Source organism: Binatus soli (SeqCode) (assembly GCF_050015535.1).
GTDB classification, from domain to species: domain Bacteria; phylum Desulfobacterota; class Binatia; order Binatales; family Binataceae; genus Binatus; species Binatus soli.
On the sequence record NZ_JBEKBF010000009.1, the window covers coordinates 16,829 to 42,042 of the forward strand.

At 62.1% G+C, this 25,214-nt stretch carries 22 protein-coding genes; 18 read left to right on the forward strand and 4 right to left on the reverse strand.

From position 1 onward, the window contains the following. Positions 1–36: 36 nt before the first annotated feature. Both mazG and ABR989_RS08430 read right to left on the reverse strand, forming a co-directional pair. Positions 37–852: a nucleoside triphosphate pyrophosphohydrolase gene (gene mazG / locus ABR989_RS08425; protein WP_428127516.1), complete on the reverse strand. Its 816-nt coding sequence runs from the start codon at positions 850–852 to the stop codon at positions 37–39. A gap of 4 nt (positions 853–856) precedes the next feature. After that, positions 857–1,519 (reverse strand): alpha/beta hydrolase, encoded by a 663-nt coding sequence (locus tag ABR989_RS08430; protein ID WP_428127518.1) that lies wholly within the window; start codon positions 1,517–1,519, stop codon positions 857–859. Positions 1,520–1,704: 185 nt separating this feature from the next. Here ABR989_RS08430 and ABR989_RS08435 point away from each other — a divergent pair, with 185 nt between their 5' ends. The 4 genes from ABR989_RS08435 (at position 1,705) to ABR989_RS08450 (ending at position 8,698) form a co-directional block, all read left to right on the forward strand. Further along, positions 1,705–4,872, forward strand: a complete 3,168-nt coding sequence (locus tag ABR989_RS08435) for a phospholipid carrier-dependent glycosyltransferase (RefSeq protein ID WP_428127520.1) — start codon at positions 1,705–1,707, stop codon at positions 4,870–4,872. Beyond that, complete coding sequence (locus ABR989_RS08440; RefSeq protein WP_428127521.1) at positions 4,869–5,651, forward strand: hypothetical protein; 783 nt, start codon at positions 4,869–4,871, stop codon at positions 5,649–5,651. The genes ABR989_RS08435 and ABR989_RS08440 overlap by 4 nt, the downstream gene beginning before the upstream one ends. Next, a complete protein-coding gene (locus tag ABR989_RS08445; RefSeq protein WP_428127523.1) occupies positions 5,648–7,669 on the forward strand; it encodes a PA14 domain-containing protein in 2,022 nt (673 codons plus the stop codon). The genes ABR989_RS08440 and ABR989_RS08445 overlap by 4 nt, the downstream gene beginning before the upstream one ends. A 180-nt stretch (positions 7,670–7,849) precedes the next feature. Further along, positions 7,850–8,698 (forward strand): hypothetical protein, encoded by an 849-nt coding sequence (locus ABR989_RS08450; RefSeq protein WP_428127524.1) that lies wholly within the window; start codon positions 7,850–7,852, stop codon positions 8,696–8,698. A 174-nt stretch (positions 8,699–8,872) separates the two neighbouring features. On the opposite strand, the gene ABR989_RS08455 is transcribed toward ABR989_RS08450, so the two are convergent. Beyond that, positions 8,873–9,577 carry a hypothetical protein gene (locus ABR989_RS08455; protein WP_428127526.1) on the reverse strand — a complete coding sequence of 235 codons (705 nt, stop codon included), beginning with the start codon at positions 9,575–9,577 and terminating at the stop codon, positions 8,873–8,875. Between the two features lie 175 nt (positions 9,578–9,752). On the opposite strand from ABR989_RS08455, the gene ABR989_RS08460 reads away from it, so the two are divergent. The 5 genes from ABR989_RS08460 to ABR989_RS08480 are packed head-to-tail and all read left to right on the forward strand — an operon-like array spanning position 9,753 to position 13,515. Beyond that, on the forward strand, positions 9,753–10,505 hold the full coding sequence (locus ABR989_RS08460) for a YebC/PmpR family DNA-binding transcriptional regulator (protein ID WP_428127527.1): 753 nt from the start codon (positions 9,753–9,755) through the stop codon (positions 10,503–10,505). Positions 10,506–10,536: 31 nt separating this feature from the next. Next, the gene (ruvC, locus tag ABR989_RS08465) at positions 10,537–11,082 is read left to right on the forward strand and encodes a crossover junction endodeoxyribonuclease RuvC (protein ID WP_428127529.1); all 546 of its coding nucleotides are present in this window, start codon (positions 10,537–10,539) and stop codon (positions 11,080–11,082) included. Beyond that, complete coding sequence (ruvA, locus tag ABR989_RS08470) at positions 11,079–11,720, forward strand: Holliday junction branch migration protein RuvA (protein ID WP_428127531.1); 642 nt, start codon at positions 11,079–11,081, stop codon at positions 11,718–11,720. The genes ruvC and ruvA overlap by 4 nt, the downstream gene beginning before the upstream one ends. Next, complete coding sequence (ruvB, locus tag ABR989_RS08475; protein WP_428127533.1) at positions 11,707–12,759, forward strand: Holliday junction branch migration DNA helicase RuvB; 1,053 nt, start codon at positions 11,707–11,709, stop codon at positions 12,757–12,759. Before ruvA ends, ruvB begins: the two co-directional genes overlap by 14 nt. A 45-nt stretch (positions 12,760–12,804) precedes the next feature. Further along, positions 12,805–13,515 (forward strand): type 1 glutamine amidotransferase, encoded by a 711-nt coding sequence (locus ABR989_RS08480; RefSeq protein WP_428127535.1) that lies wholly within the window; start codon positions 12,805–12,807, stop codon positions 13,513–13,515. A gap of 90 nt (positions 13,516–13,605) precedes the next feature. On the opposite strand, the gene ABR989_RS08485 is transcribed toward ABR989_RS08480, so the two are convergent. Then, positions 13,606–14,820 (reverse strand): acyl-CoA dehydrogenase family protein, encoded by a 1,215-nt coding sequence (locus ABR989_RS08485; RefSeq protein ID WP_428127537.1) that lies wholly within the window; start codon positions 14,818–14,820, stop codon positions 13,606–13,608. A gap of 350 nt (positions 14,821–15,170) precedes the next feature. On the opposite strand from ABR989_RS08485, the gene icd reads away from it, so the two are divergent. From icd to sucD, 9 genes are all read left to right on the forward strand, one after another. After that, positions 15,171–16,418, forward strand: a complete 1,248-nt coding sequence (gene icd / locus ABR989_RS08490) for an NADP-dependent isocitrate dehydrogenase (RefSeq protein WP_428127539.1) — start codon at positions 15,171–15,173, stop codon at positions 16,416–16,418. A 103-nt stretch (positions 16,419–16,521) separates the two neighbouring features. Continuing rightward, a complete protein-coding gene (locus ABR989_RS08495) occupies positions 16,522–17,427 on the forward strand; it encodes an ABC transporter ATP-binding protein (RefSeq protein WP_428127541.1) in 906 nt (301 codons plus the stop codon). After that, positions 17,420–18,694: an ABC transporter permease gene (locus tag ABR989_RS08500; protein WP_428127543.1), complete on the forward strand. Its 1,275-nt coding sequence runs from the start codon at positions 17,420–17,422 to the stop codon at positions 18,692–18,694. The genes ABR989_RS08495 and ABR989_RS08500 overlap by 8 nt, the downstream gene beginning before the upstream one ends. A 218-nt stretch (positions 18,695–18,912) precedes the next feature. Then, positions 18,913–19,863 carry a malate dehydrogenase gene (gene mdh / locus ABR989_RS08505; RefSeq protein ID WP_428127544.1) on the forward strand — a complete coding sequence of 317 codons (951 nt, stop codon included), beginning with the start codon at positions 18,913–18,915 and terminating at the stop codon, positions 19,861–19,863. 17 nt (positions 19,864–19,880) lie between these two features. Further along, complete coding sequence (locus tag ABR989_RS08510; RefSeq protein ID WP_428127546.1) at positions 19,881–20,543, forward strand: succinate dehydrogenase/fumarate reductase transmembrane subunit; 663 nt, start codon at positions 19,881–19,883, stop codon at positions 20,541–20,543. Positions 20,544–20,554: 11 nt separating this feature from the next. After that, positions 20,555–22,297, forward strand: coding sequence for a succinate dehydrogenase flavoprotein subunit (gene sdhA, locus ABR989_RS08515; RefSeq protein ID WP_428127548.1), 1,743 nt, complete (start codon positions 20,555–20,557; stop codon positions 22,295–22,297). 18 nt (positions 22,298–22,315) lie between these two features. Beyond that, positions 22,316–23,065: a succinate dehydrogenase iron-sulfur subunit gene (gene sdhB, locus ABR989_RS08520; RefSeq protein ID WP_428127550.1), complete on the forward strand. Its 750-nt coding sequence runs from the start codon at positions 22,316–22,318 to the stop codon at positions 23,063–23,065. Positions 23,066–23,159: 94 nt separating this feature from the next. Then, complete coding sequence (sucC, locus tag ABR989_RS08525) at positions 23,160–24,323, forward strand: ADP-forming succinate--CoA ligase subunit beta (protein ID WP_428127552.1); 1,164 nt, start codon at positions 23,160–23,162, stop codon at positions 24,321–24,323. A 9-nt stretch (positions 24,324–24,332) separates the two neighbouring features. Continuing rightward, positions 24,333–25,211, forward strand: coding sequence for a succinate--CoA ligase subunit alpha (gene sucD / locus ABR989_RS08530; RefSeq protein ID WP_428127553.1), 879 nt, complete (start codon positions 24,333–24,335; stop codon positions 25,209–25,211). Positions 25,212–25,214: the final 3 nt, after the last annotated feature.

The following is a 25,214-nucleotide window of genomic DNA, read 5'->3' on the forward strand; positions in this document are numbered from 1 at the left end:
GTTTCGCCTCTTCCTATGGCAGGGGCCAGTCCCTGCTTAGGAGCGGCGGCGCGAGGTGCCCGGCGCGGCCTTTGCCTCATTCCATAGAGCGTCGATTTCAGACGGCGTCATCGCTTTGAGATCGAGTCCGCGCGACGCGGCGATTGCCGCGACTTCGTCGAATCGCATGACAAACTTGTCGCAGGCGGCGCGCAGCGTCTGTTCGGCGTCCATCCCGATGAAGCGGGGCGCGTTGGCGACCGCGAGCATCAGGTCGCCGATCTCCTCGGCGGCGCCGGCGGTGTCGCCGCGATCGAGCGCATGCTCTATCTCCTGGATTTCTTCGCGAGCCTTTGCCAGCACCTCACGAATATCGCCCCAATCCATGCCGGCGCTGCGCGCCTTCTCGCCGAGTTTCTCCGCGCGCATCGTTGCCGGCAGCCCGCGCCCGACGTGCGCGAGACTCTTCGCGCCGTGCGGGTGCTTGCGCTCGCGTTCCTGCTGTTTGATCTGATCCCAATTTTCAAGCACTTGCTCGATCGTATCGGCGCGTGTTTCGCCGTAAATGTGCGGATGGCGCCGAATGAGTTTTTCCGCGGCGTTTTGCAGGCCGGTGGCGATGTCCAAATGTGACTGTTCGGCAAGAATCAAGGCAGCGAACAGGCTTTGCACCGTGAGATCGCCGAGTTCCTCCGCAACGTCGGGAAAGCTGCCGCGGGCGATCGCGTCGGCTACCTCGTACGCTTCCTCGATCAGATGGCGCGGTGTGTCGGCGAGTTTCTGTTCGCGATCCCACGGGCATCGAGCGCGCAGTTCGGTAACGACCGCGAGCAGTTTCGCAAACGCTTGCGTTGAAGTGGTGTCATCGCTCATGGCGCTACGCCTGGACGATCGGTTCGAGCACCTTCGAGGTCAAAAAGCTTGACAGATCGTTCAGGCCCTCGGCCGTTATCTCGTGACCGCAATCGTACTCGCGATAAGTCAGCGGTACCTTCAGCGCGCGCAGCGATTCCAGCGACGACCTCGCGCGAGCGATCTCGATCATCTCGTCAGCGCGGCCATGCTCAACGAGCGTCGGCAGCGCTTCGAGAGCGGCGGGATCGCTGACCTCATCCTTCAAGTCGGGCGGAAAGTATGTGGAGAGCGCCACCAGCGCCGCGAACTTCGAGGGATTTCTGAGCGCGAGCCGATAGGCGATCATGCCGCCCTGGCTGAACCCCAGCACCACCAGTTTTTTTCGATCGACCGGATACTTTTGCAGCGCGGCGTTGAGAAACCCGGTCACCATTTTGTTCGCGTCGTCGATCGCGCCGCGATCGGGTGAAGCGCCCATCCGAATCGGAAACCATGCGTAGCCGCGCGTGGGACCGATCGGCACTTCCATCGGACCCTGCGGACAAATCACCATGAAGCGGCCGTCGGCAATATACGGCGCGAGTCCCAGGAGGTCGAGCGCGTTGGCGCCGAACCCGTGCATCGCGATTAGCGTCGGATGAGGTCCTTCACCGGCGGGCTCATAGACGGTATGGATCAGTCGCATCGATGCGTTCTCCTTGGGGGCAGTCTCGCATCATAGACTGCGCCGCAACGGCGTCGCCAGCCAACTTGCGAGCCGCGCTGGCCGCCCGTTGCCCGGCCGGGCCTGACGCCGCGGGTGTTCATCGCAGCCCCAATAACCGCTATCTTAGCGGCGCGCGATATGGGCAATAGCAGGAAGATCGAGCGTTGAAGGTCGCGGGCGACAGGCATCGGCGGTGGATTACGGGGGCGCCATTTTTGCGGTGGGGCGCTGCCGCGTTGTCGGTATTTTCGATCGCGGCCGCATCGGCTCCCCAAGCGCCCAGCGGGAAATTGCCGGGGTTCATTGCCGGCGCGATTCTGATCGCGCTGGTCGCCTACGCGTTGATTGACTACCTCCGCCCGCTTGCCGGCGAGCGCGACTCCGGGCTTACAGGCGCGCTGCTGGTGCTCGCCGTTTTGGCCGCCGTGAAGCTCGCGGTGATGCCGTTCTTTCCCGGCTTCGGCCCCGACGTTGGCAGTTACCAGGCGTGGGCGGGCCAAATCGCGACCCTCGGTCCCGCGCATACCTATCAGGAGGGATATTTCCTCGATTATCCGCCCGGCTATCTGTACGCGCTGTGGGTCGCGGGTCTCGTCGCGCGTGCCGTGGGCGCTTCGGGAGATGTTTACCGAATCATAATCGAGAGTCCCGCGATCGTCGCCGACTTCGCTCTCGCGCTTCTGATGTACGCGTTCGTGCGCCGTGGCAGCCGGCCCGGGATGGCCTTTGTCGCGATGCTGATGGTCGCGCTGAATCCGTCGCTGTTGTTCGACACCGTCGTCTGGGGCCAGAGCGACTCGGTGCTGACGTTCGTCACCCTGCTCAGCATCGTGGCGATGCTCGGTCGGAAATACGAAATCGCATGGGGACTCGCTGCGATCGCGGTACTGGTCAAGCCGCAGGGGTTGATGATGCTTCCGGTGCTCGGCGTGTGGACGATGCTCGAGGCCGACTTCGCGACGTGGATCAGGTCGGGAGTCGCGCTGATTGCGGTCGCGATCATCGGCATCGCGCCGTTCCAAGTCGGCCATGAGTGGAACTGGATTATCAAGCTCTATACTTCCACCGCGGCGTACTACCACGAGACTTCGGTCAACGCATTCAACCTGATGGCGCTGATCGGCGGGCTTCGCCAGGCGGATTCGGCGACGCTTGCGGGAGTATCGTACTTTGCGCTCGGGATGAGCCTGCTGGTACCGCTTTACGGATTCGTGGCGTGGATCTTGTGGCGCGGCCGCACGCCCTCGCGCCTCCTGTTCGCCTCGTTCGTCGCGATTTTTGGATTCTTCATGGTTGCGCCCAGGATGCACGAGCGGTACCTTTACCCCGCGATCGTGCTTGCGGTGCCGTTGGCTCTGGAAGCGCCTGAGATGCTTGCCGTCTTCGTAGTTATCTCGATCACCGGCTTGATCAATTTGGCCTATGTCCTGCACACGCTTAACACCGTGGTGTTCCTGGACGCGCGCGATGGGATCGCGATGGCGACTTCGGCGCTCAACGTGGTCGCGCTTGGGCTGGCCGTTTACTACGGCGCAACGCGGCTGCAGGGCGCAAGCGGTGTGACCGACGCCGTCGGTGCGTTCTTCAGGAGATTCGCCATGCCCCGGCAGGTCGAGGATTACGTTGAAGAACCGGCCGCCGCGCCCGCGTGGATCGCCACCGATACGATCATCATCTCGGCTCTGTTGATCGCCGCCGCAATCACGCGCTTCTGGCACCTTGGGCATCCCGCCGAGATCGTTTTCGATGAGGTCCATTTCGTCGCGCAGGGACGCCATTATTTGCATGGCGAGTCCTTCCTCGATCCTCATCCGCCGCTGGCCAAGCTCGTGATCGCCGCAGGCATCCTCATTTTTGGCGATCATCCGTGGAGTTGGCGGGTCGGCAACGCCACGCTTGGGACGGCACTGGTGGGAATCACCTACCTGCTCGGGCGCCGGATGTCGGGCTCGCGGCTGGTCGGTGCGATCGCGGGCGCGATCATCCTTTGCGACGGGATGTACCTGGTCGATTCGCGCTTCGCCGTCATCGACATCGTCTATCTCACCTGCGCGGCAGTCGCGTACTTGCTCTTTTTCAAATTCGCGCAAACGCCCGATGCGGGCGCGCGCCGGCGCATCCTGCCGTGGATTGGTCTGGCGCTGGGTCTGTGCCTGGCCAGCAAATTCTACATCCCGGCGATAACCTTCTTGCTGGTGATGGGTTTCATTCTCTATGTGCTTGCGAGGGACCGTCCCAAGGCGGCGCCGGCCGCGCCGGCGGTCGTCGAGCCAAAGGCGCCAATCGACTCCAAGGCGAAGAAAATCAAAGCGCCCGCGCCGGTCCCGAACGCAATCAACCTCTTCGATCAAGCTTCGGTGCTCTCCATTGCAACGACCTGTATTGTCCTCGGATTGCTGCTTTTCCTGATCGGCGAAACATTCGCGCACATTCTGGTGACCGTTCTCGCAGTGCTGGCGATCCGCGTTGCAGAACTTTTCTGGCGCAGCCGCTCGTCATCGGCGGCGCCGCCGTGGCGGATGCCATCGCTGGCGAGCGTGCTGGAACCGATGAGCGTTGGCGCAGTCGCGCTCGTTGGATCGGTCGCCGCGATTGCCTACATCGCGGTGTTCTTTCCGCATTACTGGCTCGGCTGGTGGGGCGGAATCGCGGATCTGTTCAAGTACTACAGCGACGTCGTCGGGTACGAGAAGAGCGTCGCGTCCGCCACGCATCCGTACGCGTCGCCTTGGTGGAGCTGGCCGTTTATGCTGCGCCCGATCGCGTACTGGCAGAACTTCCCCAAGACGGGTGACGTGCAAACCGTGTGGGGCGGAGGAAATCCTCTCCTATGGTGGGGCGCGCTGACCGCGATCACGATCACCTTTATCAATGCGATCGAGCGCCCGAGCCTGACCCGCTCGTTTCTCGTCATCGGCTATATCAGCTTTCTCTTGATCTGGGCCTGGATCGGCCGCACGCTCTTCCTCTACCACTACATGGCCTCGGTTTACTTCGGATACCTCGCGCTGGCGATTTTGCTCGCCGAATGTTTCAAGGAGCGCGCTGAGCCGTGGGAGCATTCCGCGCTGTTGCTGACGATGATGCCGGTCTTTTTTCTCGGGATGCCGGCGACATGGGGATGGATCACTTTCATCGTGGTAATCGGCGCGTACGGATTTTTCCTGCTCAAGACTTCGTACGCGGGCCGATACGTTGCCGCCGTGTTCGTGCTCGCCGCGCTGGTTCTGTTCGTGTACTACTTTCCGATTTGGGTCGGCATGCCGATCAGCCGCAGCGGATATTACGCGCGGATGTGGCTGCAAGCCGCGGGACTGAGTAGTTGGATATGATCGCTTACCTGCATTCATATCGTGGCCGCCGCGCGATTTTGCTCTGCGCAGTTTTTCTGTGCGCGACGCTTGCCGCCGTATTCGCACCGCGTCGCGCCGCCGCCGCCGATCAGAAAAATCTGCTGCTCAACGGCGACTTCGCCAAAGGCTCCGAGGATCAGCCCGATTTGTGGCGTACCGAGGCCTGGATCAACAACCCCGACTCGTTCCAGGCCCATTGGCATTCCTACACCGATAAGCCCAGCGAGCTCGAGGTCGATAATCTCAAGGCCAACGACGCGCGATGGATGCAACCGCTGACCCTGGCGGCGGGATGGTATCAGCTCAGCGTCGATCTCCGCACCGAAAACGTCGGCGCCAAGGAAAGCGGCGCGACGATCTCAGTGATGGAAGACGGCATCATGTCGGCCGACATCCACGGCACCACCGACTGGCAGCGCGTGACGCTGTACCTCAAGGTGGGGGGACACGGCGCGGACATCGACGTAGCTCTGCGAATCGGCGGATTCGGCAGCCTCAACACCGGCAAGGCATTCTTCAGAAATGCGTCGCTGGTCCGGATTGACGCGCCGCCCCCCAGCGCGGCCCCCACTTACGACTTGAATGTGATTCGGCAACAGGCGGCGCCGGCGCCGATCGGCTCGCCGATCTCGCTGGCGTTCACGTTTGTGGCGCTGGCGGCGATCGCATGGGCGGGTTGGCGCATATTCGGCGACGACGACTTTCGCATCTTCAACACCTTTCGCGCCGCCATGTCCGGGCGCTCGAGCAAGCGATGAAGTGGGCCGCCGCCAACTCTCCTCGCGCGATCGCCCCGGAGGATCGCAGCCGGCAAATCGAGACTGCGATCTTCATGATCCCGTTCATCACATACGCCTACTTTTATCAGGGCTCCGACCAGAGCATCGCGTGCCGCTTCGACCTGCTGCGCTCGATGATCGAGAAAGGGGTGCTCTGGATCAACGACTTTTGCGGCTTCAACACCGCCGACATCGTCACCTTCCACGGCCGCATTTATTCCGTTAAGGCGCCTGGCACGTCCTACACGGCGCTCATCCCGTGGCTGATTTTCCGAATCGGGCTGATGCCTCTGAGCGCGGCTCACGAGCCGGCGTACTGGGCCTTTGTAACTTACCTGACCACCGTGTTCACGACCGGCTTGCTGATCTCGGCGCTGTGCGTCGTCATGTTTCGCTTTGCGCGATTTCTCGGCGCGTCGGAGGGCCGCGCGGCCGGCGTCGCGCTGATCCTTGGCCTTGGGACGATCGCGTTTCCGTACGCGACGGAACTCACCGGCGAACCCGTCGCCGCGGTATGCGTTTTCACCGCATTCTACCTGCTGGCGACGTTCGAGACTCTTCCATCCTCCACGCGCGCGTTTGCGGCCGGGTTTCTGGCGGGATGGGCCGTGCTCAACGATTATCCGGTCTTCCTGGTTGCCGCCGCGATCGGAATCTACGCCTTGTTCAAACTGCCCCGATGGACGCAGCTGGCGGCGTTCTCCGCCGGCGCCGCGATCACTGTCGCGATCATGCTTGCCTACAACTGGGGCGCCTTCGGAAATCCGCTCTTCTTCAGTTACCAGGCGTTCAAGCTCTCGCCCGCCGAGAATCGTCAATTTCCCGAGCAAGCGGTCGGATTCGTCGGTCTGACCTATCCGAAGGCCCGAATTCTCTGGAACGTGCTGGTCGATCCGCAGCGCGGATTGTTTTTCTGCAACCCTGTACTGTTGCTGTCGATCTTCGGCGTGGGTTATTTCGCGCGGCTGAAACGATGGCGCGCCGAATTCATCGTCACGGTTTATTCGTTTGTCGTGCTGGTTCTGTTCAACGCCTCGTACGGCGAATCGATTGTATCGTGGGGAGGCGGCACCGCGACCGGTCCGCGGCAAATTGTCGCCTCGATTCCATTCATGGTCCTCGCGCTCGCTTTTCTTCCCGCCGCCTGGGACTGGCTGCTGGGCGCGGTGGGCGCGCTGTCAGCCGCCATCATGCTGATGGCGACTGCGACCAATCCGCATTTCCCCTACGAATATGACAACCCGGTGCGCGACTTCGCCCTTCAGCAATTCATGCGCGGCGACTTCGCCACCAACCGCGACGCATTCTTCGGCGGCGGAATGGTCGTCGACGACTCGGTCGCCTTCAACCTCGGCAAACTCATCGGACTGCCCGGCCCGTTTCAGCTCTGGCCGCTCGCCGTGTGTTGGATCTTCGGCTCGTTCGATCTGTCGGAATCGCTCGGGCTATGGGGAATTGGCGCGTCGCGCCGCCTGACGCAAATCGCCGCGACGATGGGGATCGCAGCCGTGTTCCTGCTCTCGATGAATCAGCGAGTCATGCAGGGGTTCGTGGGTATCGGCGACCACGGATTGCTGGGCAGGTACTACGTGGGCGAGCAGTGCGGCAATAGCGCGCCGCATATAGTGCGAATCGATCGGCAGATCGACTTCTATGACATCGCCAGCATGGGCGCGATGCCGTTTCCGTCGTGCGACATCTGGCGCGGCAATCTGATCGCGCCAGCGACCGGCGACTACGAGTTTACGATCGACGTGGACGATTCGGGATGGGTCACGGTGGATGGCACGCAGGTGATTCACGATCCGGGCCTGGTAAGCAAGCCTCACGACGCCGGCAGTATCTACCTCACCGAGGGGCCGCATCGGATTGAAGTGGGCGAGCGAAATATCGCCGGCGGCTCGTACCTGCACCTGTATTGGAAAATCCCCGGCACAACCGACAACCTAATCGTGCCTGCTGAAGCCCTAATCCCCGACCGCCCCGGCGCCGGATAGCGACACCGCATTTTGTGGATTTGACTCTCAAACCGCCCCCTGCCACCCATTGCGCCGTCTTCTTGGAAATTGCCATCGGATAGGTCTAGTCTCTATCAGCCTTTGAGCAGCACCTGGTTTCTGAACATTCCGGGCGCGGTCGTTCCGCAGCAGCCCGGTTTAACAGCGGAGGGGACTTAAATGGACAGTCAGATCTGTGCCTTGGACGAGCGGGTCGCGCGGCTTGAGAAAGCTAATCGGGCGATGAAGGTGATCGTTGCGGTCACGGTGCTTGCCATGGCCGCGATGACCTCGACTCCGCAGTCGCTGGCGAAGGCGGTGAAGAAGTTGGTGTCACTCGACGCCGGAACTATCACCGCACAAACTATCACCGCACAAACTATCACCGCGCAGCAGATCGACCTGGTAAACGCAGCCGGTCAGGTTGCCGCTGTGCTCGGCACCAGCAGCAACGGCGCCGGGTTGGTGTTCATCGATAAAGGCAAGTGGTTGCTCGCGCTGGGTGTCAGTCAGAATGGAGGCACGTCAAGCGCCGGGCTGGCGCTGTATGACGGCAATTCCGTCCTGCCTGGAAACGGTGTGGTCCGCGCCGCCGTCGGAATCAACAGTCAAGGCGCGGGGCTGACGGCGCTTGATGGCAACGGAAACACGGTGCTGGTAAGCGGCGTCAGCGCGGACGGCGCCAGCGCCGGCTCAGATGTTATGGACAGCAACGGGTACTCACGTGCCGGTTTCGGAAATGCCGCCAACGGTTCGGGTTTCTTTGCCGGCGATTCGAACAACGTGACCCGCTATGTGGCTGGCGTAGCGCCTAATGGAACCGCGGCTGGGGCGGTTACCTACGACGCAACCGGCAAGCCGCAACTCGAGTTGGGCGGACTCGGCGACGGTTCCGTCAACGGGATGCTCGCGCTCGACGCAACCGGACAAGATCGCTTCGATGCGGGCTACTCGAGCACCGAGGGCGGTGGCGCGTTGGTGAAAGATTCAAGCGGAAATGTGATCTGGTTTGCGCCGCCCGCAGAGTGATCCGTCTTCGGTTTCAAAATGAACTGAAGGCGAAATTTCGCCATTGGGCCCGCATCAGCTGCCGCCGAACGAAATCTCGGCGGCAGCTTGTTCCTGCGCGCGTGACTTCGCGGCGTTCGCTTTTGTCCAGCGCCTCGCCGCGCGCGAGTGTCAAACCCGCGCGGACCTTGGGCATCAATTCGGCGGGGGCGCAGGCAGATTGGGCATATTGGAACGCCCGTTGAGCGAAAACCCCCGCATCGACGGCGGCACGTCGCTCTCAGCTTTATCGATCGAGGACGGGAGCTTGGGTTGATTGCGCACCGTCGCCGGCGCTGACGATCTGGCGCTGGCTGACGACGGAGCTGGTCGCGGCGAATTGGCGAACACCGGGCGATGGGTCTTCTTCGCCTGGACCAATACCTCGCGCAGCAGATCCGATTCCTGCACCCCATGCGATACGCAATCGACGTCGGTGGCCGGATGCAACGGGACCTTGACCGACGAATTGAACGTGGCGCGCACCTTGACGATACTCGCCTCAGGACCCCGTGGCCGCACCAGGAAATTGTACACCGACGACGAGTTCTGCTCCGGCTGGGCCGTGTAAGTGCCGGCGATACTCTTTATCTTTCCGCAATCGGCGTCGTGCAGCGTGAAGCGCGGACCGACCGCCTCGATAATCCCGTTGGTCATGTCCTGCGCCTGCACGTGGAACGAGTTTTCGGTGATGACCGCGTTCACCGCATCCCACGCGAGGTCGTACGGCAGCGGAATCACCACTTCCTGCTGTTCGTCCGGCGGCGGCTGTGTAACCGGCGGATAGAAGCATCCAGCGGCAAACAGCGCCGCAATCACGCCCAAAATCGAAACTCTCACCCCAAACATTGGCCCATTCATCGGATCGCTCGCCCCAGCATGATAACAGAAGCGGGCGGTGGTTAAGCCAAGTTTTTCACACTCGCCCGCCGCGACGCTATCGCCTCCGCGCCATTCCCCCTTGGGCGAATCTTTATGATAATCTCCGCTTCGTCGGGACCTGCCCGCCAAGGCGGCCCCGGAGAAGGTATTGGTCATGTCTGGTCATTCGAAATGGAGTTCGATCAAGCATAAGAAGGCGATTACCGACTCCAAGCGCGGACGCGCCTTCACCAAGCTGATCAAGGAAATCACGATCGCGGCGCGACTCGGCGGCGGCGACCTCAATTCCAATCCACGCTTGCGCACCGCCGTGACGGTGGCCAAGAAGCAATCGATGCCCAACGACAACATCGATCGCGCCATCAAGAAGGGTACTGGCGAAATAGCCGGCGCCTCGCTCGAGGAAATCACTTACGAGGGCTACGGCCCGGGCGGCGTCGCGATAATGGTTGACGTGCTCTCGGACAATCGCAATCGCACCGTCGCGGAGTTGCGCTTCATCTTTTCCCGGCGCAGCGGGAACCTGGGCGAGGCGGGATGCGTCGGTTGGATGTTCAAAAAGCGCGGCGTGATCGGAATCGAAAAATCCGCCATCGACGAGGACAAGCTGCTCGAACTCGCGCTCGACGCGGGCGCCGACGACGTGACCAGCGACGGCGATACCTTCCAGGTCCTGACTTCGCCCGACAAATTGAACGTCGTGCGTGACGCGCTGGAAAAAGCCGGCCTTGCGATCGCGCATTCGGAACAAACGCGGATTCCCGAAAATACGGTTGCGGTTTCCGGCCATGCGGCCGAGCAGGTGCTCAAGCTGATGGAAGAATTGGAGGATCATGACGACGTGCAGAACGTCGCCGCGAACTTCGACATCAGCGACGAAGAGATGGCGCAGTTCTCGGCAGCCTAGCGGCGCGCGGGTTCTGCTGCGGAGGTGGGGTATGCGGATACTCGGGGTGGATCCCGGGAGTGCGGTATGCGGTTACGGTGTCGTCGAAGGTCCCGGCGAACGTTACGTCACCGCCGGTACGATCCGATGCGCATCGCTCGCGCCGGGACCCGGGCGCTTGCGCCGCATCCACGAAAATCTTCTCGCCATCATCGATGAGTTCTCTCCCGAAGCGCTGAGCCTCGAGCGTCATTTCGTCGCCGTCAATGTGCAGAGCGCGTTTCGCATCGGCGAGGCCCGCGCGATGGCGATGCTCGCGGCGGCGGAGCGCGGCCTCGCGATGTTCGAATATCCCCCCAACGAAGTTAAGCTCTGCGTCGCCGGTCACGGACACGCCGACAAGGCGCAGGTGAAATACATGGTGCGCAAGACGCTGAAACTCGACCCGGCGATCGATCTCGCCGACGACGCCGCCGACGCGCTCGCGCTGGCGCTTTGCCATCTTGGCCGCGGACGCGTCCCCAACCTGGTCGAGGCGATCGAGCGCATTCGCCCGCGCGCGCCGCGCCGAAGCAAGCCCCGGATGGCGCCGCAATGATCGCGTCGCTGACGGGCTCGCTGGCGGTTCGCGATGCGGGCCGGATCGTAGTCGAGACCGGCGGCGTCGGCTACGAAGTGCTGATTCCGCTGAGCACCTACTATCGATTGCCGCAACTCGGCGACCCCGTCGCGCTCGAAATACGCCAGGTCGTGCGTGAGGATGCGCTCACGCTTTACGGATTCTCCAGCGCCACCGAGAAACGCGCCTTCGACCTGTTGATGAGCGTGCAGCACGTCGGCCCGAAACTCGCGCTCGCGATCCTGTCGGCGCTTGCGCCCGAAGAACTGGCCGCTGCAATCGGCAAAGGCGACGTCGACAGAATCGACGCGGTGCCTGGGGTCGGTCCCAAGGTCGCGGAGCGGGTCGTGCGCGAACTGCGCGACAAAGTCGCTGACTTGAAGATGGCAGCGCCGTCAACCGCCGCGCCCGACGGCTATCTCCGGCCCGCGCCGGATGGAGCCGCAAGACCGGCCGGCCCGGCCGACGAAGCAGTTTCAGCGCTGGTGAACCTCGGCATGAAACCCGTTGAAGCCAAACGCACGGTTGACGCGGTCGTCGCCGCGGACGCCGGCGCGGCGGAAAATCCCGAAGTGATAATTCGTAAGTCATTGGCGGTGCTGCTTGGCGAAAAATAAGCCTCGCGAAGATGCCGGCCCGGCTGCGCCCGCCCAAGGACGGCCCACCGCGCGCGTCGGTCACGAAGAAGAACGCCGGCTCGATCTCGCGCTACGCCCGCGCGCGCTTGCCGAATTCATCGGTCAGGAGCGCACCAAAAAAATTCTCGGCATGTCGATCAAAGCCGCCCGCGGACGCGCCGAAGTGCTCGATCACGTGCTCTTCGCCGGACCTCCCGGCCTCGGCAAGACCTCGCTCGCACACATCATCGCCCGCGAGCTCGGCGTCAATGTCCACGTCACCTCGGGTCCCGCTATCGAACGCGCCGCCGACCTGGCTGCAATCGTGAACAACCTTGAAGCGCACGACGTGCTCTTTATCGACGAGATTCATCGTCTCCAGCGGGTCGTCGAAGAGCGGCTCTACTCCGCGATGGAGGATTTCGAGTTTCATATCGTGGTGGGCGAGGGGATGGGCGCGCGCACGATGAAGCTGTCGGTCAATCCGTTCACTCTCGTGGGCGCGACCACGCGCTCGGGGTTGCTGAGCTCGCCGCTGCGCGACAGATTCGGCCAGCATTACCACCTCGACTTCTACGATCACGCTGAACTGGGCGAGATAGTGCGCCGCTCCGCCGACTTGCTGAAGGTGGCGATCGACGAGAAAGGAGCCACTGAAATAGCCTCGCGCTCGCGCGGCACGCCCCGCATCGCCAACCGCCTGCTGCGCCGCGTGCGCGACTTCGCGCAGGTCGGCGAAGCGCCGGTCGTGACGCGCGAAATCGCGCTGGCCGCTCTCGATCTGCTCGAAATCGACACCGCCGGCTTCGACAAGATGGACCGCGCGATTCTCGGCGCGATAATCGACAAGTTCGACGGCGGACCGGTTGGCGTCGAGAGTCTTGCCGCTGCGGTCGGCGAGGAATCCGACACCATCGAGGAAGTTTACGAGCCCTACCTGCTGCAGGAGGGGTTTCTGGCGCGCACTTCGCGCGGCCGCGTCGCGACCCAGCGCGCCTATACGCATCTCGGCCGCATCCGCCGCGGCACGATGCTTTAGCGATTTGTTTCGATCACGTCGAAGAGTGAAAAGGCATTTCGGTCGATGGCGAAGATTTATGTTTTGCAGCATCACCCGGTCGAGAATCTCGGCGCCATAGCTCACGCGCTCGAAGGCGCCGCGCTCGCCTGGCAATACGTGCGCGTTTACGACGGCCAGCCCGTACCCGCGAGCATGAAGGGCGCTGGCGGCTTGATCGTGATGGGCGGTCCGATGGGCGTCTATCAGACTGACCGGCATCCGTGGCTGCGCGACGAGATGCGCCTGATCGAGGACGCGATGAAATTGAATCTACCCGTGCTCGGCGTATGCCTGGGCGCGCAGATTCTTGCGGCCGCGCTCGGCGCGAAGGTAGATCGCAACCCCAACGGCAAGGAAATCGGATGGCATCCGATCCGGCTCGACGCTTCGGCCAAACACGACCGTCTAATGCGCGATTTGCCCGCGACGCTGACGCCGTTTCATTGGCATGGCGACATCTTCGATCTGCCTCCGGGTGCGGCCTTGCTCGCGTCGTCGGAGAAGACGCCGTGCCAGGCGTTTCGTCACGGCGACAAGGCGTACGGCTTCCAGTTTCATTTCGAGGTGACCCGCGAAGGGGTCTCCGCGATGGCCGATGCGTTCGCGAAGGAATTAAATCGCGAGAATATCGCGGCCGATCGAATGATCGCTCAGGCGGCGGAGTTCATGCCGTCGCTGGAAAAAATTTCCGATACCGTCTTCTCACGCTGGGCCTCCCCGATCCAGGGCACGTGATAAGCGCTCCCTTTTTTGTGTCCTCCTCAGCCTCAGTCACTTGCAGACACGCTGGAGAAATGGCCGGGACGCCGGAATCGCGCGGGCTCCTCAACCCTTGGGCAGCTTGAGGACCCGCTCGCCAATGATGTTGTGCTGAATCTCGCTTGAACCCGCCGCGATCGTAAGCCCGCGCGCCGCCAGCGTCCGATGCATCCAGCGGCCGCCCTCGACCGCGCCGAGGCTGCCGCCTTCGACGTTGGCGAACGCACCAAGCATCTCATCGGCGAACATCGCGACTCTCAAGTTCAGTTCGGTGGCGAAAAGTTTGCCGAATGAACTCTCCACGCCGGGCACCTTGCCCTTGAGCTGCGCCGACAGCGAGCGGTAGCGCGACAGGCGCAGGCATCGCGCCTCGGTCGCGAACTGCGCGAGTTTCTGGCGCACGTAGGGATGCTTCCACGCGGGGCCGCCCTGGAAATCCACTTTCTTCGCGAGCTCGAGCAGCTCGCCGATCGTGCGTTCCACCGGATGCCGCGTGCCGCCGGAAACTCGTTCGTACATGAGCGTCGCAATCGACACCTGCCATCCCGCGTTCAGCTCGCCGACCAGGTTTTCCTTGGGCACGCGCACGTTGTCGTAAAAGACCTCGTTGAATCCGGCGTCGCCCGTGATCTGAACCAGCGGACGCACCGTGATTCCGGGGCTATGCATATCGACCAGCAGGTAGGAAATCCCCTTGTGCTTGGGCGCCGCCGGGTCGGTGCGGACCAGCAGCACCTGCCAGTCCGCGCGATGCGCCAAACTCGTCCATACTTTCTGCCCGTTGATGACGAAGGTGTCGCCGTCGAGCACCGCGCGCGTCTGCAAGGCCGCGAGATCGGAGCCCGCGCCGGGTTCGGAATAACCCTGGCACCAGATTTCCTCGCCGGTCAGCATCTTGAGCAGGTAGCGCTTCTTCTGCTGCTCGGTGCCGAGATGCATGATGGTCGGGCCGATTCGATCGATCGCCAGCTGATTGGCGCCGTAAAGCGGCAGCGCGAGCCGCAAGACTTCGTCCTGGTAGATGGCCTGGTCGATCATGCTCGCGCCGCCTCCCCCCCATTCCTTGGGCCAGTGCATCGCCACGTAACCGGCCTGGTAGAGCCGGCGATGGTAGTCGAGCAGTTGATTCCATCGCCCGTCGTCCCGAACGTCGAGCAGGCTGGCGGTCGAGCCGCCGAGACCCTCGCCCTTGCGCCCGAAGGCTTCGGCGGAGTTCTTTTCGAGCCAGCGCCGCAGTTCGGCGCGAAATTTTTCCTGTTCCGGCGTGTAGGTGAAATCCATCGGATGCTCCGCTTGATTTGCCCGCGCAAAGTATAGCGCGTTCGAGGCGCTCGCGTTAACCGCGGCTGCTTGGCGGGTCGGGAGCTGGACCTGGAAAGGCTTTCCGCGAGGCAATAATTAACTAAGGTCAACGAAGTTTCGGGTTCTGGCCGCGAGCATTGATGCCAACGCGTAGTGTATCGGATTGATACACTACCGTTCACCGCTGGCACTGGCGTCGCAAACCCATTGATGTATGATGGCCGGATAAATCCGAGTGGCTGCGCGACGCCCCGTAAAGTGGAAATGTGGAAATGCGCGTCGCGTCCGCGCTCAATCACTCAACATAAGAGAGGCTAAACGAGAGACCGATGGCATATCAGCACATCAAAGTTCCGAGCAACGGCGAAAAGATTACTCTTGGCGCCAATCACACCCTGAAAGTTCCTGACCGCCCGATCATTCCGTTTATCGAAGGCGACGGCACCGGCCCTGACATCTGGCGCGCGTCGCAGTACGTCTTTGACAACGCGCTGAAGAAAATCTACGGCGGCAAGCGCCAGATCGCGTGGATGGAAGTGTACGCGGGCGATAAGCCGTTCAAGAATTGGAAGACCTGGCTGCCCGACGAAACCGTCGAGGCATTCCGCGAATTCCTGGTCGGCATCAAGGGCCCCCTCACGACTCCTATCGGCGGCGGCATCCGCTCGCTAAACGTCGCGCTGCGCCAGATGCTCGATCTCTACGTATGCCTGCGCCCGGTGCGCTACTTCGCGGGCGTGCCGAGTCCGGTCAAGCATCCCGAGAAACTCGACGTCGTAATCTTCCGCGAGAACACCGAAGACATCTACGCGGGAATCGAATGGCCGGCGGAGTCGCCCGAGGCAAAAAAGGTCATCAAATTTTTGCTCGAGGATATGGGCGTCAAGAATATGCGCTTCCCAAATACCTCGGGAATCGGAATCAAATGCATTTCGCGCGAGGGTTCCGAGCGCCTGATTCGCGCCGCGCTTGATTACGCGATTAGCCACAAGCGCAAGAGCGTGACCTTTGTCCACAAGGGCAACATCATGAAGTACACGGAGGGCGCCTTCCGCGATTGGGGCTACGAACTCGTAAAACGCGAATACAAAGGCAAGGCCGTGGGATGGGACGATTGCAACGGCAAGCCGCCTGCCGGCCAACTGCTGGTCAAGGATGCGATCGCGGATATCACCCTCCAACAGGTGCTGACGCGCCCCGATGAATTCGACGTCGTCGCCACGATGAACTTGAACGGCGACTTTCTCTCCGATGCGCTCGCGGCGCAGGTCGGCGGACTCGGAATCGCTCCCGGCGCCAACATCAACTACCTGACCGGCCACGCGATCTTCGAAGCGACCCATGGCACCGCGCCCAAGTACGCCGACCAGGACAAAGTGAATCCGGGCTCGGTTATCCTGTCGGGTGTGATGATGTTCGAGCACATGGGATGGCAGGAAGTTGCCGACGGGATCGTTCGCGGCCTCGAGAAGACCATCGGCAAGAAAGAGGTGACCTACGACTTCGAGCGGCTGACGACCGGCGCGAAGCTGCTCAAGTGCTCGGAGTTCGGCAAGGCGATCGTGGACAATATGTAGCGCTCTTGCCTCTCCCTAAGCTCGAATCCTTGACGGGGCTGCCGCGCGCGATGCGCGACAGCCCCGTTCTCTTTTGCGGCAATCCGGCGTAATCATTCAATCGTTGACTCCAACTGTCGAACTGCTCCGGGTCCGAAAGTCGTACGGCGGCTTTACCGCGGTTGACGATCTCTCGTTCGAGATTCCGCCCGCGCATATTTTCGGCCTGCTCGGACCCAACGGCGCCGGCAAAACCAGCACCATCCGCATGATGATCGGCATCATCGCCCCCGACTCGGGATGCGTGCGGATATTTGGCGAGCCATTCCGCCGCCGCGTGCTACGCCGGGTCGGTTATCTGCCGGAGGAACGTGGCTTGTACCGCCGGATGACCGTCGGCGACAACCTGATTTTTCTCGGGCGGCTTGCGGGGCTGTCGGTCGCCACCTCGCGGGAGCGAATCGGCGCATGGGCGCGGCGGCTCGAGATTGCGGACTGGATCGATCGCCGGGTCGAGGAGTTGTCGAAGGGGATGCAGCAGAAGATTCAGTTCATCGCGGCGCTGTTGCACGATCCCGGCTTGATCGTGATGGACGAGCCGTTCGCCGGCCTCGATCCGGTCAACACGATGCAGCTCAAAGATGTGCTGGTCGGGCTTCGCACGGCGGGAAAGTCGATCCTGTTCTCGACCCATCGGATGGACCAGGTGGAAAGGCTGTGCGACTCGATTTGCCTGATCGATCGCGGCAAATCGGTGCTGCAAGGGAGCCTGAGCGAGATCAAAGCCGGTAACGGCCGGCGCTTCGTGCAAATTGACTATGAAGGCGATGGCGGATGCCTTTGCGGCCATCCGCTCATCGATTCCTTGAATGACTACGGCAACCACGCCGAAATTCGCTTGAAGCCGGGCGCCGACCCGCAGGAACTGCTGCGCACGGCAGCGGCCGGGTTGCGCGTGATCCGATTCCAGGTGATGGACCCGTCGCTCGAACAGATTTTTATCGATCGAATAGCCGGCACAGATGACTGAGTTCTCGATTCGCAAAGTCTGGATCATCGCAAAACGGGAATACCTCGAGCGGGTCAGGACGCACTCGTTTATCCTCTCCACGTTCGCTACTCCGCTGTTGATGGCGTCATTTTTGATCCTGCCCGCGATGATCGGCGCATCGACGGCGCGCGGTATCGTGCGCGACAGCGAGCGCCCGGCGCGAATCGTGATCGCATGCGACAATCGCGCGCTGGCCGAGCTTGCGCGCGGCGAATTGATTCGCCAGCGGGGTGCGCGCTACGAGCCATCGGTCGTTTCTCCCGCGTCGCCGGCCGAGCACGAGCAACTCGACAGGCGGCTCGATGCGGGCGACATCGAGGGCTACGTGTGGCTCGACGGCCCGGCGCTCGCTTCCCGCCGCGTCGTCTTTGCGACCGCTCGCACCGGCGATTTCCTTCTTCAGCGCCGGCTCGGCGACGCGCTGTCGTACGCATTCGCCGCGCAACGCATGGTGAAGCAGGGCAGCAGCGCCGGGGACGTGGCCGCGACGCTACAGCCCGTCGATCTCACCGCGGTCCGCGGGGGCGAGACGTTTTCGGTGTACAACGCGGTACGCGGCGCCGCGGTCGTGTTGATTCTCATGTTCGTGATGCTTTTTTCGTTGCTGTCTTACGGCGTGATGGTGATGCGATCGGTCATGGAAGAGAAGAGCTCGCGCATTACCGAGGTGTTGCTGTGCGCGGCGAGCGCGCAGGAACTGATGACTGGCAAGATTCTCGGCACCGGCAGCGTCGGCCTGACCCAGATCGCGATATGGCTTACGATGGCGGCGTTCGGTGTGTCGCGAAGCCTGTACCTCCGCACCGCGATCGAGGTGCTCGGCGTGGGGCCATCGCTGATCGTCTACTTCGTCATCTTCTACATATTGGGTTACCTGCTCTACAGCGCGATCTTCGCCGGCGTCGGCGCGATCTTCAATTCGATCGACGAAGCGCAGCAATGGACCTTCGTGGTCATCCTGCCGTTGATCGCTGCGTCGGGGATGATTCTGCCGGTGGCTACGTCGTCGGATTCGCCGCTCTCGGTGCTGGTTTCGCTATTTCCGTTCTGCTCGCCGATCCTGATGTTCGAGCGCCTCGCTGTCCACGATCCGCCGCTATGGCAGCTCGCGCTGTCGTTGCTGTTGCTGGTCGCGACGATTGGCGTGGTGATGTTCATCAGCGGGCGAATCTACCGGACCGGAATTTTGATGTACGGCAAGCGCCCCACGATTCGTGAGCTCTCGCGATGGCTCCGCCACGCTTGAGTACCGGCGGGGCGGGCATCCCGCCCGCGCCGTCACAAACAGCCCGATCCGATTGCTTCACAATCTCAACCAACGCTGCTATCTATCGCACGTTCGGGCGGCCCGCATGATGAGTTCACGGTGCCGTTCCGGGCGCCTCATCATTTTAGTATTGCTCATTAGGAAAGATGCACATATAAGGTAGGCTTCAGGGAGTGACCGGAAGGAGGTAGCAAACTGTGGCTCGAAAAAAAATTGCGTTCATCGGGGCGGGTAACGTCGGCGCGACCTGCGCCCATCTATGCTTCCTGCGCGGACTCGGCGATATCGCGCTCTACGACATCATCGACGGACTGCCGCAGGGCAAGGCGCTGGATATGCTCGAATCGGCGCCGGTGCTCGGCATCGACGTCAACGTCACCGGCGGCATCGACATCAAGCTCATCGAGGGCGCCGATTGTTGCGTCGTCACGTCGGGCTCGCCGCGTAAACCCGGCATGAGCCGTGACGACCTGCTCAAGATAAACGCCGCGGTGATGACCGATGTCGGCGCCGCAATCAAGAAACACGCGCCCGGCGCTTTCGTGATCGCGGTGACCAATCCGCTCGACGCGATGGTTACGCAGCTCAAGCGCGTGACCGGTTTCGCGAAAAGCCGGATAGTCGGGCAGGCGGGCGTGCTTGACTCGGCGCGCTACCGCGCCTTTCTGGCGTCGGAGCTGGGCGTGTCGGTGGAAAGTGTTTCCGCGATGGTGCTCGGCGGGCACGGCGACGACATGGTGCCGATTCGCAGCTACACTACCGTCGGCGGACAGCCGGTCGAACGCCTGGTCGGGGCGAAGCGGCTGGAGGAAATTGAGAAGCGCACCCGTGGCGGTGGAGGCGAGATCGTCCAGTTGATGAAGACTTCATCGTATTACGCTGCCGGAGCCGCGGCTTACATAATGGTCGAGGCGTACATGCTCGATCGCAAACAAGTGCTGCCGTGCGCCGCGTTTCTTGACGGCGAATACGGCGTGAAGGGACTCTTCGCCGGGGTTCCGATCGTGATCGGCGCGGGCGGCGTCGAGCGCGTCGTCGAAATCCAGCTGAGTGCCGCCGAAAAGGCAGCCTTTGACAGTTCGGTGGCGCATGTGCGCGAACTGGTCGAGGCGATGGACAAAGTAATCGCGGCCGGAAAACAGGGCTAGCGATTCAGGAAAGGCTTATGGCTGAAGCAGATGCAGTTGCGGCGCCGGCGATTGCGGCCGGGATGACGGCAGACGAGAGGCACTGGCTGCTGCGCAGGTTGCACTCGCTGTCGGGAATCATTCCCATCGGCGGATTTTTATTCTTCCATTTCTTCGAAAACGCCTTCGTCCTGAAGGGCGGCGCGATGTGGTGGAAGGAAACCGAGTTCACCCGCAATATTCCGTTTCAGATCGCGGTCGAAGCGTTGGTCCTGTGGATTCCGATTCTCTACCATGCGATTTACGGATTGGTCATCACGGTCGGCGCGCAGCCCAACGACTACCCGTACCAGCGCAACTACCAGTACACTCTGCAGCGCATCACCGGGATAGTCGCGTTCCTGTTTATCGGCTTTCACGTCCTCTCGACGCGCGGGCTCTACTACGCCACCGGCGTCGAGACGAACTATCTGCGGATGCATAACTTCATGATGAATCCGCTGATTCTGACGGCCTACCTGGTCGGGACCCTGGCCTGCGTCTATCACCTGACCAACGGCATTTTTACGTTCACGATCACCTGGGGAATTGCGGTCGGGCCGAGGGCGCAAACGCTGGTGAACCGCTTGTGCGTTGTGCTGTTTATCATCCTGGCCATCGTCGGCGTTTCAATTCTGGTCGCATTTCGCGCACCCGCCTGAGGAGAAAACCAATGCCAGGGCATCACATAATCGTAGGCGGCGGGCTGGCAGGTTTGACCGCGGCGATGAAACTCGCGGAGCAGGGCGAGCAAGTCGATCTCTTCTCCATCGTCCCGGTCAAGCGTTCGCACTCGGTGTGCGCGCAGGGCGGAATCAACGGCGCGGTCAACACCAAAGGCGAGGGCGACTCGCCGATGATTCACTTTGACGATACGATTTACGGCGGCGACTTCCTGGCGCATCAGCCGCCGGTCAAGGCGATGTGCGAGGCGGCGCCGGCGATCATCTACCTGTTCGATCGGATGGGCGTGATGTTTAATCGCACGCCCGAAGGTCTGCTCGACTTCCGCCGTTTCGGCGGCACCAAGCATCATCGCACCGCATTCGCGGGCGCCACCACCGGGCAGCAGCTCCTGTACGCATTGGACGAGCAGGTCCGCCGCTACGAGGCGGCGGGCCTGGTGCGCAAGTTCGAAGGCTGGGAGATGCTGAGCATCGTGCAGGACGAGTCGGGGAACTGCCGCGGGATCGTTGCGATCGACACGCGCTCGCTCGAGATGCGCGCGTTTCCCGCCGACACCACGCTTGTCGCGACCGGCGGCCCGGGCCTTGTCTTCGGTCGCTCGACGCAGTCGCTGGTCTGTACGGGATCGGCGGTCAGCGCCTGCTACCAGGCGGGCTCGACCTACGCCAACGGCGAGTTCGTCCAGGTGCATCCCACCGCAATGCAGGGTGAGGACAAGAATCGGCTCATCTCGGAGTCGATTCGCGGCGAGGGCGGGCGCGTGTGGACCTATCGCGACGGCAAGCCGTGGTACTTCCTTGAAGACATGTACCCGGCGTACGGGAACCTGGTGCCGCGCGACATCGCGACCCGCGCGATTCACAAGGTCGTGTTCGAGATGAAGCTCGGCGTTGACGGCAATCCGGTGGTTTACCTCGACGTGAGCCATCTGGACCCCGTAGAACTCGAGCGCAAGGTCGCAGGCGTGCTCGAAATCTACGAGAAGTTCGCCGGCCAGGACCCGCGCAAGGTCCCGATGAAGATTTTTCCGGCGATGCACTACTCGATGGGCGGTCTGTGGGTCGATTACCATCAGCAGACCAACGTCCCGGGGCTGTTCGCAGCGGGCGAGTGCGACTTTCAATATCACGGCGCCAACCGGCTCGGCGCGAACTCGCTGCTATCGTGCATACACGCCGGAAACATCTGCGAGCCGGCAATGATCGGCTATGCCAAGTCGCACACGAGCGCGGCCAGTTCGCAGATTTACGATCAGGAGCTGAAGCTTCAGCGCGAATCATTCGACAAAATTTTCAAGATGAGCGGTCCGGAGAACGCCTTTACGGTGTGGCGCGAGCTCGGCGAGATCATGACCGAGAACGTCACCGTCGTGCGCTACAACGACAAGCTCAAGGCGACCGACGACAAGCTGCTCGAGTTCAAGGATCGATGGGGCCGAATCGGGCTCAACGACAAGGGCAAGTGGGCGAACCAGGAAGTGTTATTCGTCCGCCAGCTATGGAACATGCTCGAGATCGCGCGGCCGATGACGCTCGGCGCGCTCAATCGCAACGAATCGCGCGGCGCGCACTACAAGCCGGATTTTCCCGAGCGCGACGACGTGAATTTCATGAAGACCACCATGGCTGCGTGGTCGTCCGACGGCCCGCGTTTCAGTTGGGAGCCGGTTGACGTGAGCCTCATCAAGCCGCGGCCGCGGCGCTACGACATCGAGAAATCCGCCGCGTAGTCCCGCAGGAGCATCCCAGTGTCAGAACAGACGCAAGTATTGAGAATCAAGCGCCAGGAAACGTCGAACTCGGAGCCCTATTACGAGGAGTTCGAGTTGCCGTATTTGCCGCATCACAACATCGTCTCGATGCTGATGGAGATTCGGCGCAACCCGGTCACTCGCCAGGGCAAGCGCGTCGCGCCGGTCGTCTTCAACGCCAACTGTCTGGAGGAGGTTTGCGGCGCGTGCACGATGGTGATCAACGGGCGCGTCCGCCAGGCGTGCTCGCAGCTTGCCAACGGGCTCAACGGGCCGGCGACGGTCGAGCCGATGACGAAGTTCCCGGTGGTCCGCGATCTATGGGTCGATCGATCGAAAATGTTCGACTACCTCAAGAAGGCGCGCGCGTGGATTCCGATCGACGGCACTTACGACCTGGGTCCGGGCCCGCGAGTCGCGGCCGACGCCCAGCAGTTCGCCTACCCGTTCTCGCGATGCATGACTTGCGGATGCTGTCTCGAGGCGTGCCCGCAGTTTAACTTGCACTCGAAGTTCATGGGCGCGTCCGTGATCGGGCAGGTCTATCTGATGAGCCAGCATCCGACCGGCAAGATGAACCTCGACGAGCGGCTCGCTGCGATGATGGGGGAGGGCGGTATAGCCGACTGCGGCAACGCGCAGAACTGCGTCGAGGTTTGCCCCAAGGATATTCCGCTCACGAGCGCAATCGCCGCGGTCGGCCGCCAGACGACGATCAAATGGCTCCGCGATTTGTTCATGAAATGACCTTGCCGCCGCGCTAATGTCGTCGTGAGCGAGCGGGTCGATTCGAGGGATTCCCGATCCTTATCCAAAATGAGGTTGATGCCTGGGTAACTGAATGAACATCCACGAATATCAAGCCAAGCAGGTGCTGGCGCGCTTCGGCGTTCCCGTTCCCAAGGGGCAGTTCGCGACCACACCTGACGAGGCTGCTGCTGCATTCACGGCGCTGGGCCAGCCAAAAGCTGTGGCCAAGGCGCAGATCCATGCCGGCGGCCGCGGCAAGGCCGGCGGTGTCAAACTGCTGACTGCTGCCTCCGAGGTGCGCGATTTCGCCGCCAAGCTGCTCGGCAAGCCGCTGGTGACTCATCAGACTGGCCCCGAGGGCCGGGTGGTGCGCCGCGTTTACATCGAGGAAGCAAGCGACGTCGCTCGCGAGCTTTACCTTGGGATGCTCGTCGATAGAAAGGCGGGAATGGTTTCCGTGATCGCGAGCACCGAGGGCGGCATGGATATCGAGGAAGTCGCCGCCAGGACGCCCGAAAAAATCTTCACCGAGTCGATCAATCCCCTGCTCGGTGTGGCCGGCTTTCAGGCGCGCAACATCGCATTCGCGCTCGGCCTCAAGGACAAGCAAGTCGGCCAGTTCGCGGCGCTGCTCGCCTCGCTCTATCGGGCGTTCATCGAAACCGACGCGTCGCTTATCGAGATCAATCCGCTGGTGGTGACGACCGACGGCCGCCTCATCTGCCTCGACGCGAAAATGTCATTCGATGACAACGGCTTGTTCCGCCATCCCGACATCCGCGAGCTGCGCGACGCCAATGAGGAAGATCCCGCCGAGACCGAGGCGGCGAAGTACGATCTCAGCTACGTGCATCTCGACGGCAACATCGGATGCATGGTCAACGGCGCGGGTCTCGCGATGGCCACGATGGACATCGTCAAGATTTACGGCGCCGAGCCGGCCAACTTCCTCGACGTCGGCGGTGGCGCCAGCACCGAGAAGGTCGCCGCTGCATTTCGCATCCTGCTCGCGGACAAGCGCGTCAAAGGCGTGCTGATCAACATCTTCGGCGGCATTATGCGATGCGACGTGCTGGCGCAGGGCGTCGTCGAGGCTGCCCGGCAGGTCAAATTGAACGTGCCGTTGGTGGTCAGAATGGAAGGCACCAACGTCGTCGAAGGCAAGAAGATCCTTGCCGACTCGGGGATCAAGGTGGTTACCGCCACCGACATGGCCGACGCCGCCCGGCGCATCGTAAAAGAAATCGGAGCCTAGAATTTTCAGATGAGTATTTTAGTCGACAAGAACACCCGCGTCCTGACGCAGGGAATTACCGGCGCGACCGGCCAACTCCATACGCGCGCGTGCAAAGAGTACGGCACCAAAATGGTCGGCGGCGTCGTGCCGGGCAAGGGCGGTACCGACTTCGAAGGCATCCCGATCTTCGACACCGTCGAGCAGGCGCGCAAATCGACCGGCTGCAACGCGACCGTGATCTACGTGCCGCCGGCGTTCGCCGCCGACGCGATGCTGGAGGCCGCCGCCGCCGGCATCGAGCTCGTCATCTGCATCACCGAAGGCGTTCCGATCCTTGACATGGTCAAAGTGAAGGCCTACCTGGCGGGAACCAAGTCGCGCCTGATTGGTCCCAACTGCCCGGGAATCATCACGCCGGGTGAATGCAAAATCGGCATCATGCCGGGCTACATCCACAAGCCGGGCGACATCGGCGTCGTGTCGCGTTCGGGCACGCTGACATACGAGGCGGTGTATCAGCTGACCCAGCTTGGAATCGGGCAATCGACTTGCATCGGAATCGGCGGCGATCCGATCGTCGGCACAACCCATATCGACGCGCTCAAGCTGTTCAACGAGGATCCCAAGACGCGCGCGGTCATCATGATTGGTGAAATCGGCGGAACGGCGGAGGAAGAGGCCGCCAAATACATAAAGCAATACTTTAAGAAACCCGTGGTCGCGTTTATCGCCGGCCAAACCGCGCCCAAGGGGCGGCGGATGGGTCACGCCGGGGCGATTATCTCAGGCGGACGCGGCACTGCGGCCGATAAAATCGCGGCGCTCAAGGCGGCGGGAATCACGGTCGCGATGAGCCCGGCTGACCTCGGCTCGACGATGAAATCAGTACTGGCAGGCAAGAATTAATTC

What these genes read in the sequence shown, in the direction of transcription:
- mazG (WP_428127516.1), bottom strand. Translation starts at nt 852, where the DNA reads ATGAGCGATGACACCACTTCAACGCAAGCGTTTGCGAAACTGCTCGCG.
- ABR989_RS08430 (WP_428127518.1), bottom strand. Translation starts at nt 1,519, where the DNA reads ATGCGACTGATCCATACCGTCTATGAGCCCGCCGGTGAAGGACCTCAT.
- ABR989_RS08440 (WP_428127521.1), top strand. Translation starts at nt 4,869, where the DNA reads ATGATCGCTTACCTGCATTCATATCGTGGCCGCCGCGCGATTTTGCTC.
- ABR989_RS08445 (WP_428127523.1), top strand. Translation starts at nt 5,648, where the DNA reads ATGAAGTGGGCCGCCGCCAACTCTCCTCGCGCGATCGCCCCGGAGGAT.
- ABR989_RS08450 (WP_428127524.1), top strand. Translation starts at nt 7,850, where the DNA reads ATGGACAGTCAGATCTGTGCCTTGGACGAGCGGGTCGCGCGGCTTGAG.
- ABR989_RS08455 (WP_428127526.1), bottom strand. Translation starts at nt 9,577, where the DNA reads ATGAATGGGCCAATGTTTGGGGTGAGAGTTTCGATTTTGGGCGTGATT.
- ABR989_RS08460 (WP_428127527.1), top strand. Translation starts at nt 9,753, where the DNA reads ATGTCTGGTCATTCGAAATGGAGTTCGATCAAGCATAAGAAGGCGATT.
- ruvC (WP_428127529.1), top strand. Translation starts at nt 10,537, where the DNA reads ATGCGGATACTCGGGGTGGATCCCGGGAGTGCGGTATGCGGTTACGGT.
- ruvA (WP_428127531.1), top strand. Translation starts at nt 11,079, where the DNA reads ATGATCGCGTCGCTGACGGGCTCGCTGGCGGTTCGCGATGCGGGCCGG.
- ABR989_RS08480 (WP_428127535.1), top strand. Translation starts at nt 12,805, where the DNA reads ATGGCGAAGATTTATGTTTTGCAGCATCACCCGGTCGAGAATCTCGGC.
- ABR989_RS08485 (WP_428127537.1), bottom strand. Translation starts at nt 14,820, where the DNA reads ATGGATTTCACCTACACGCCGGAACAGGAAAAATTTCGCGCCGAACTG.
- icd (WP_428127539.1), top strand. Translation starts at nt 15,171, where the DNA reads ATGGCATATCAGCACATCAAAGTTCCGAGCAACGGCGAAAAGATTACT.
- ABR989_RS08500 (WP_428127543.1), top strand. Translation starts at nt 17,420, where the DNA reads ATGACTGAGTTCTCGATTCGCAAAGTCTGGATCATCGCAAAACGGGAA.
- ABR989_RS08510 (WP_428127546.1), top strand. Translation starts at nt 19,881, where the DNA reads ATGGCTGAAGCAGATGCAGTTGCGGCGCCGGCGATTGCGGCCGGGATG.
- sdhA (WP_428127548.1), top strand. Translation starts at nt 20,555, where the DNA reads ATGCCAGGGCATCACATAATCGTAGGCGGCGGGCTGGCAGGTTTGACC.
- sucC (WP_428127552.1), top strand. Translation starts at nt 23,160, where the DNA reads ATGAACATCCACGAATATCAAGCCAAGCAGGTGCTGGCGCGCTTCGGC.
- sucD (WP_428127553.1), top strand. Translation starts at nt 24,333, where the DNA reads ATGAGTATTTTAGTCGACAAGAACACCCGCGTCCTGACGCAGGGAATT.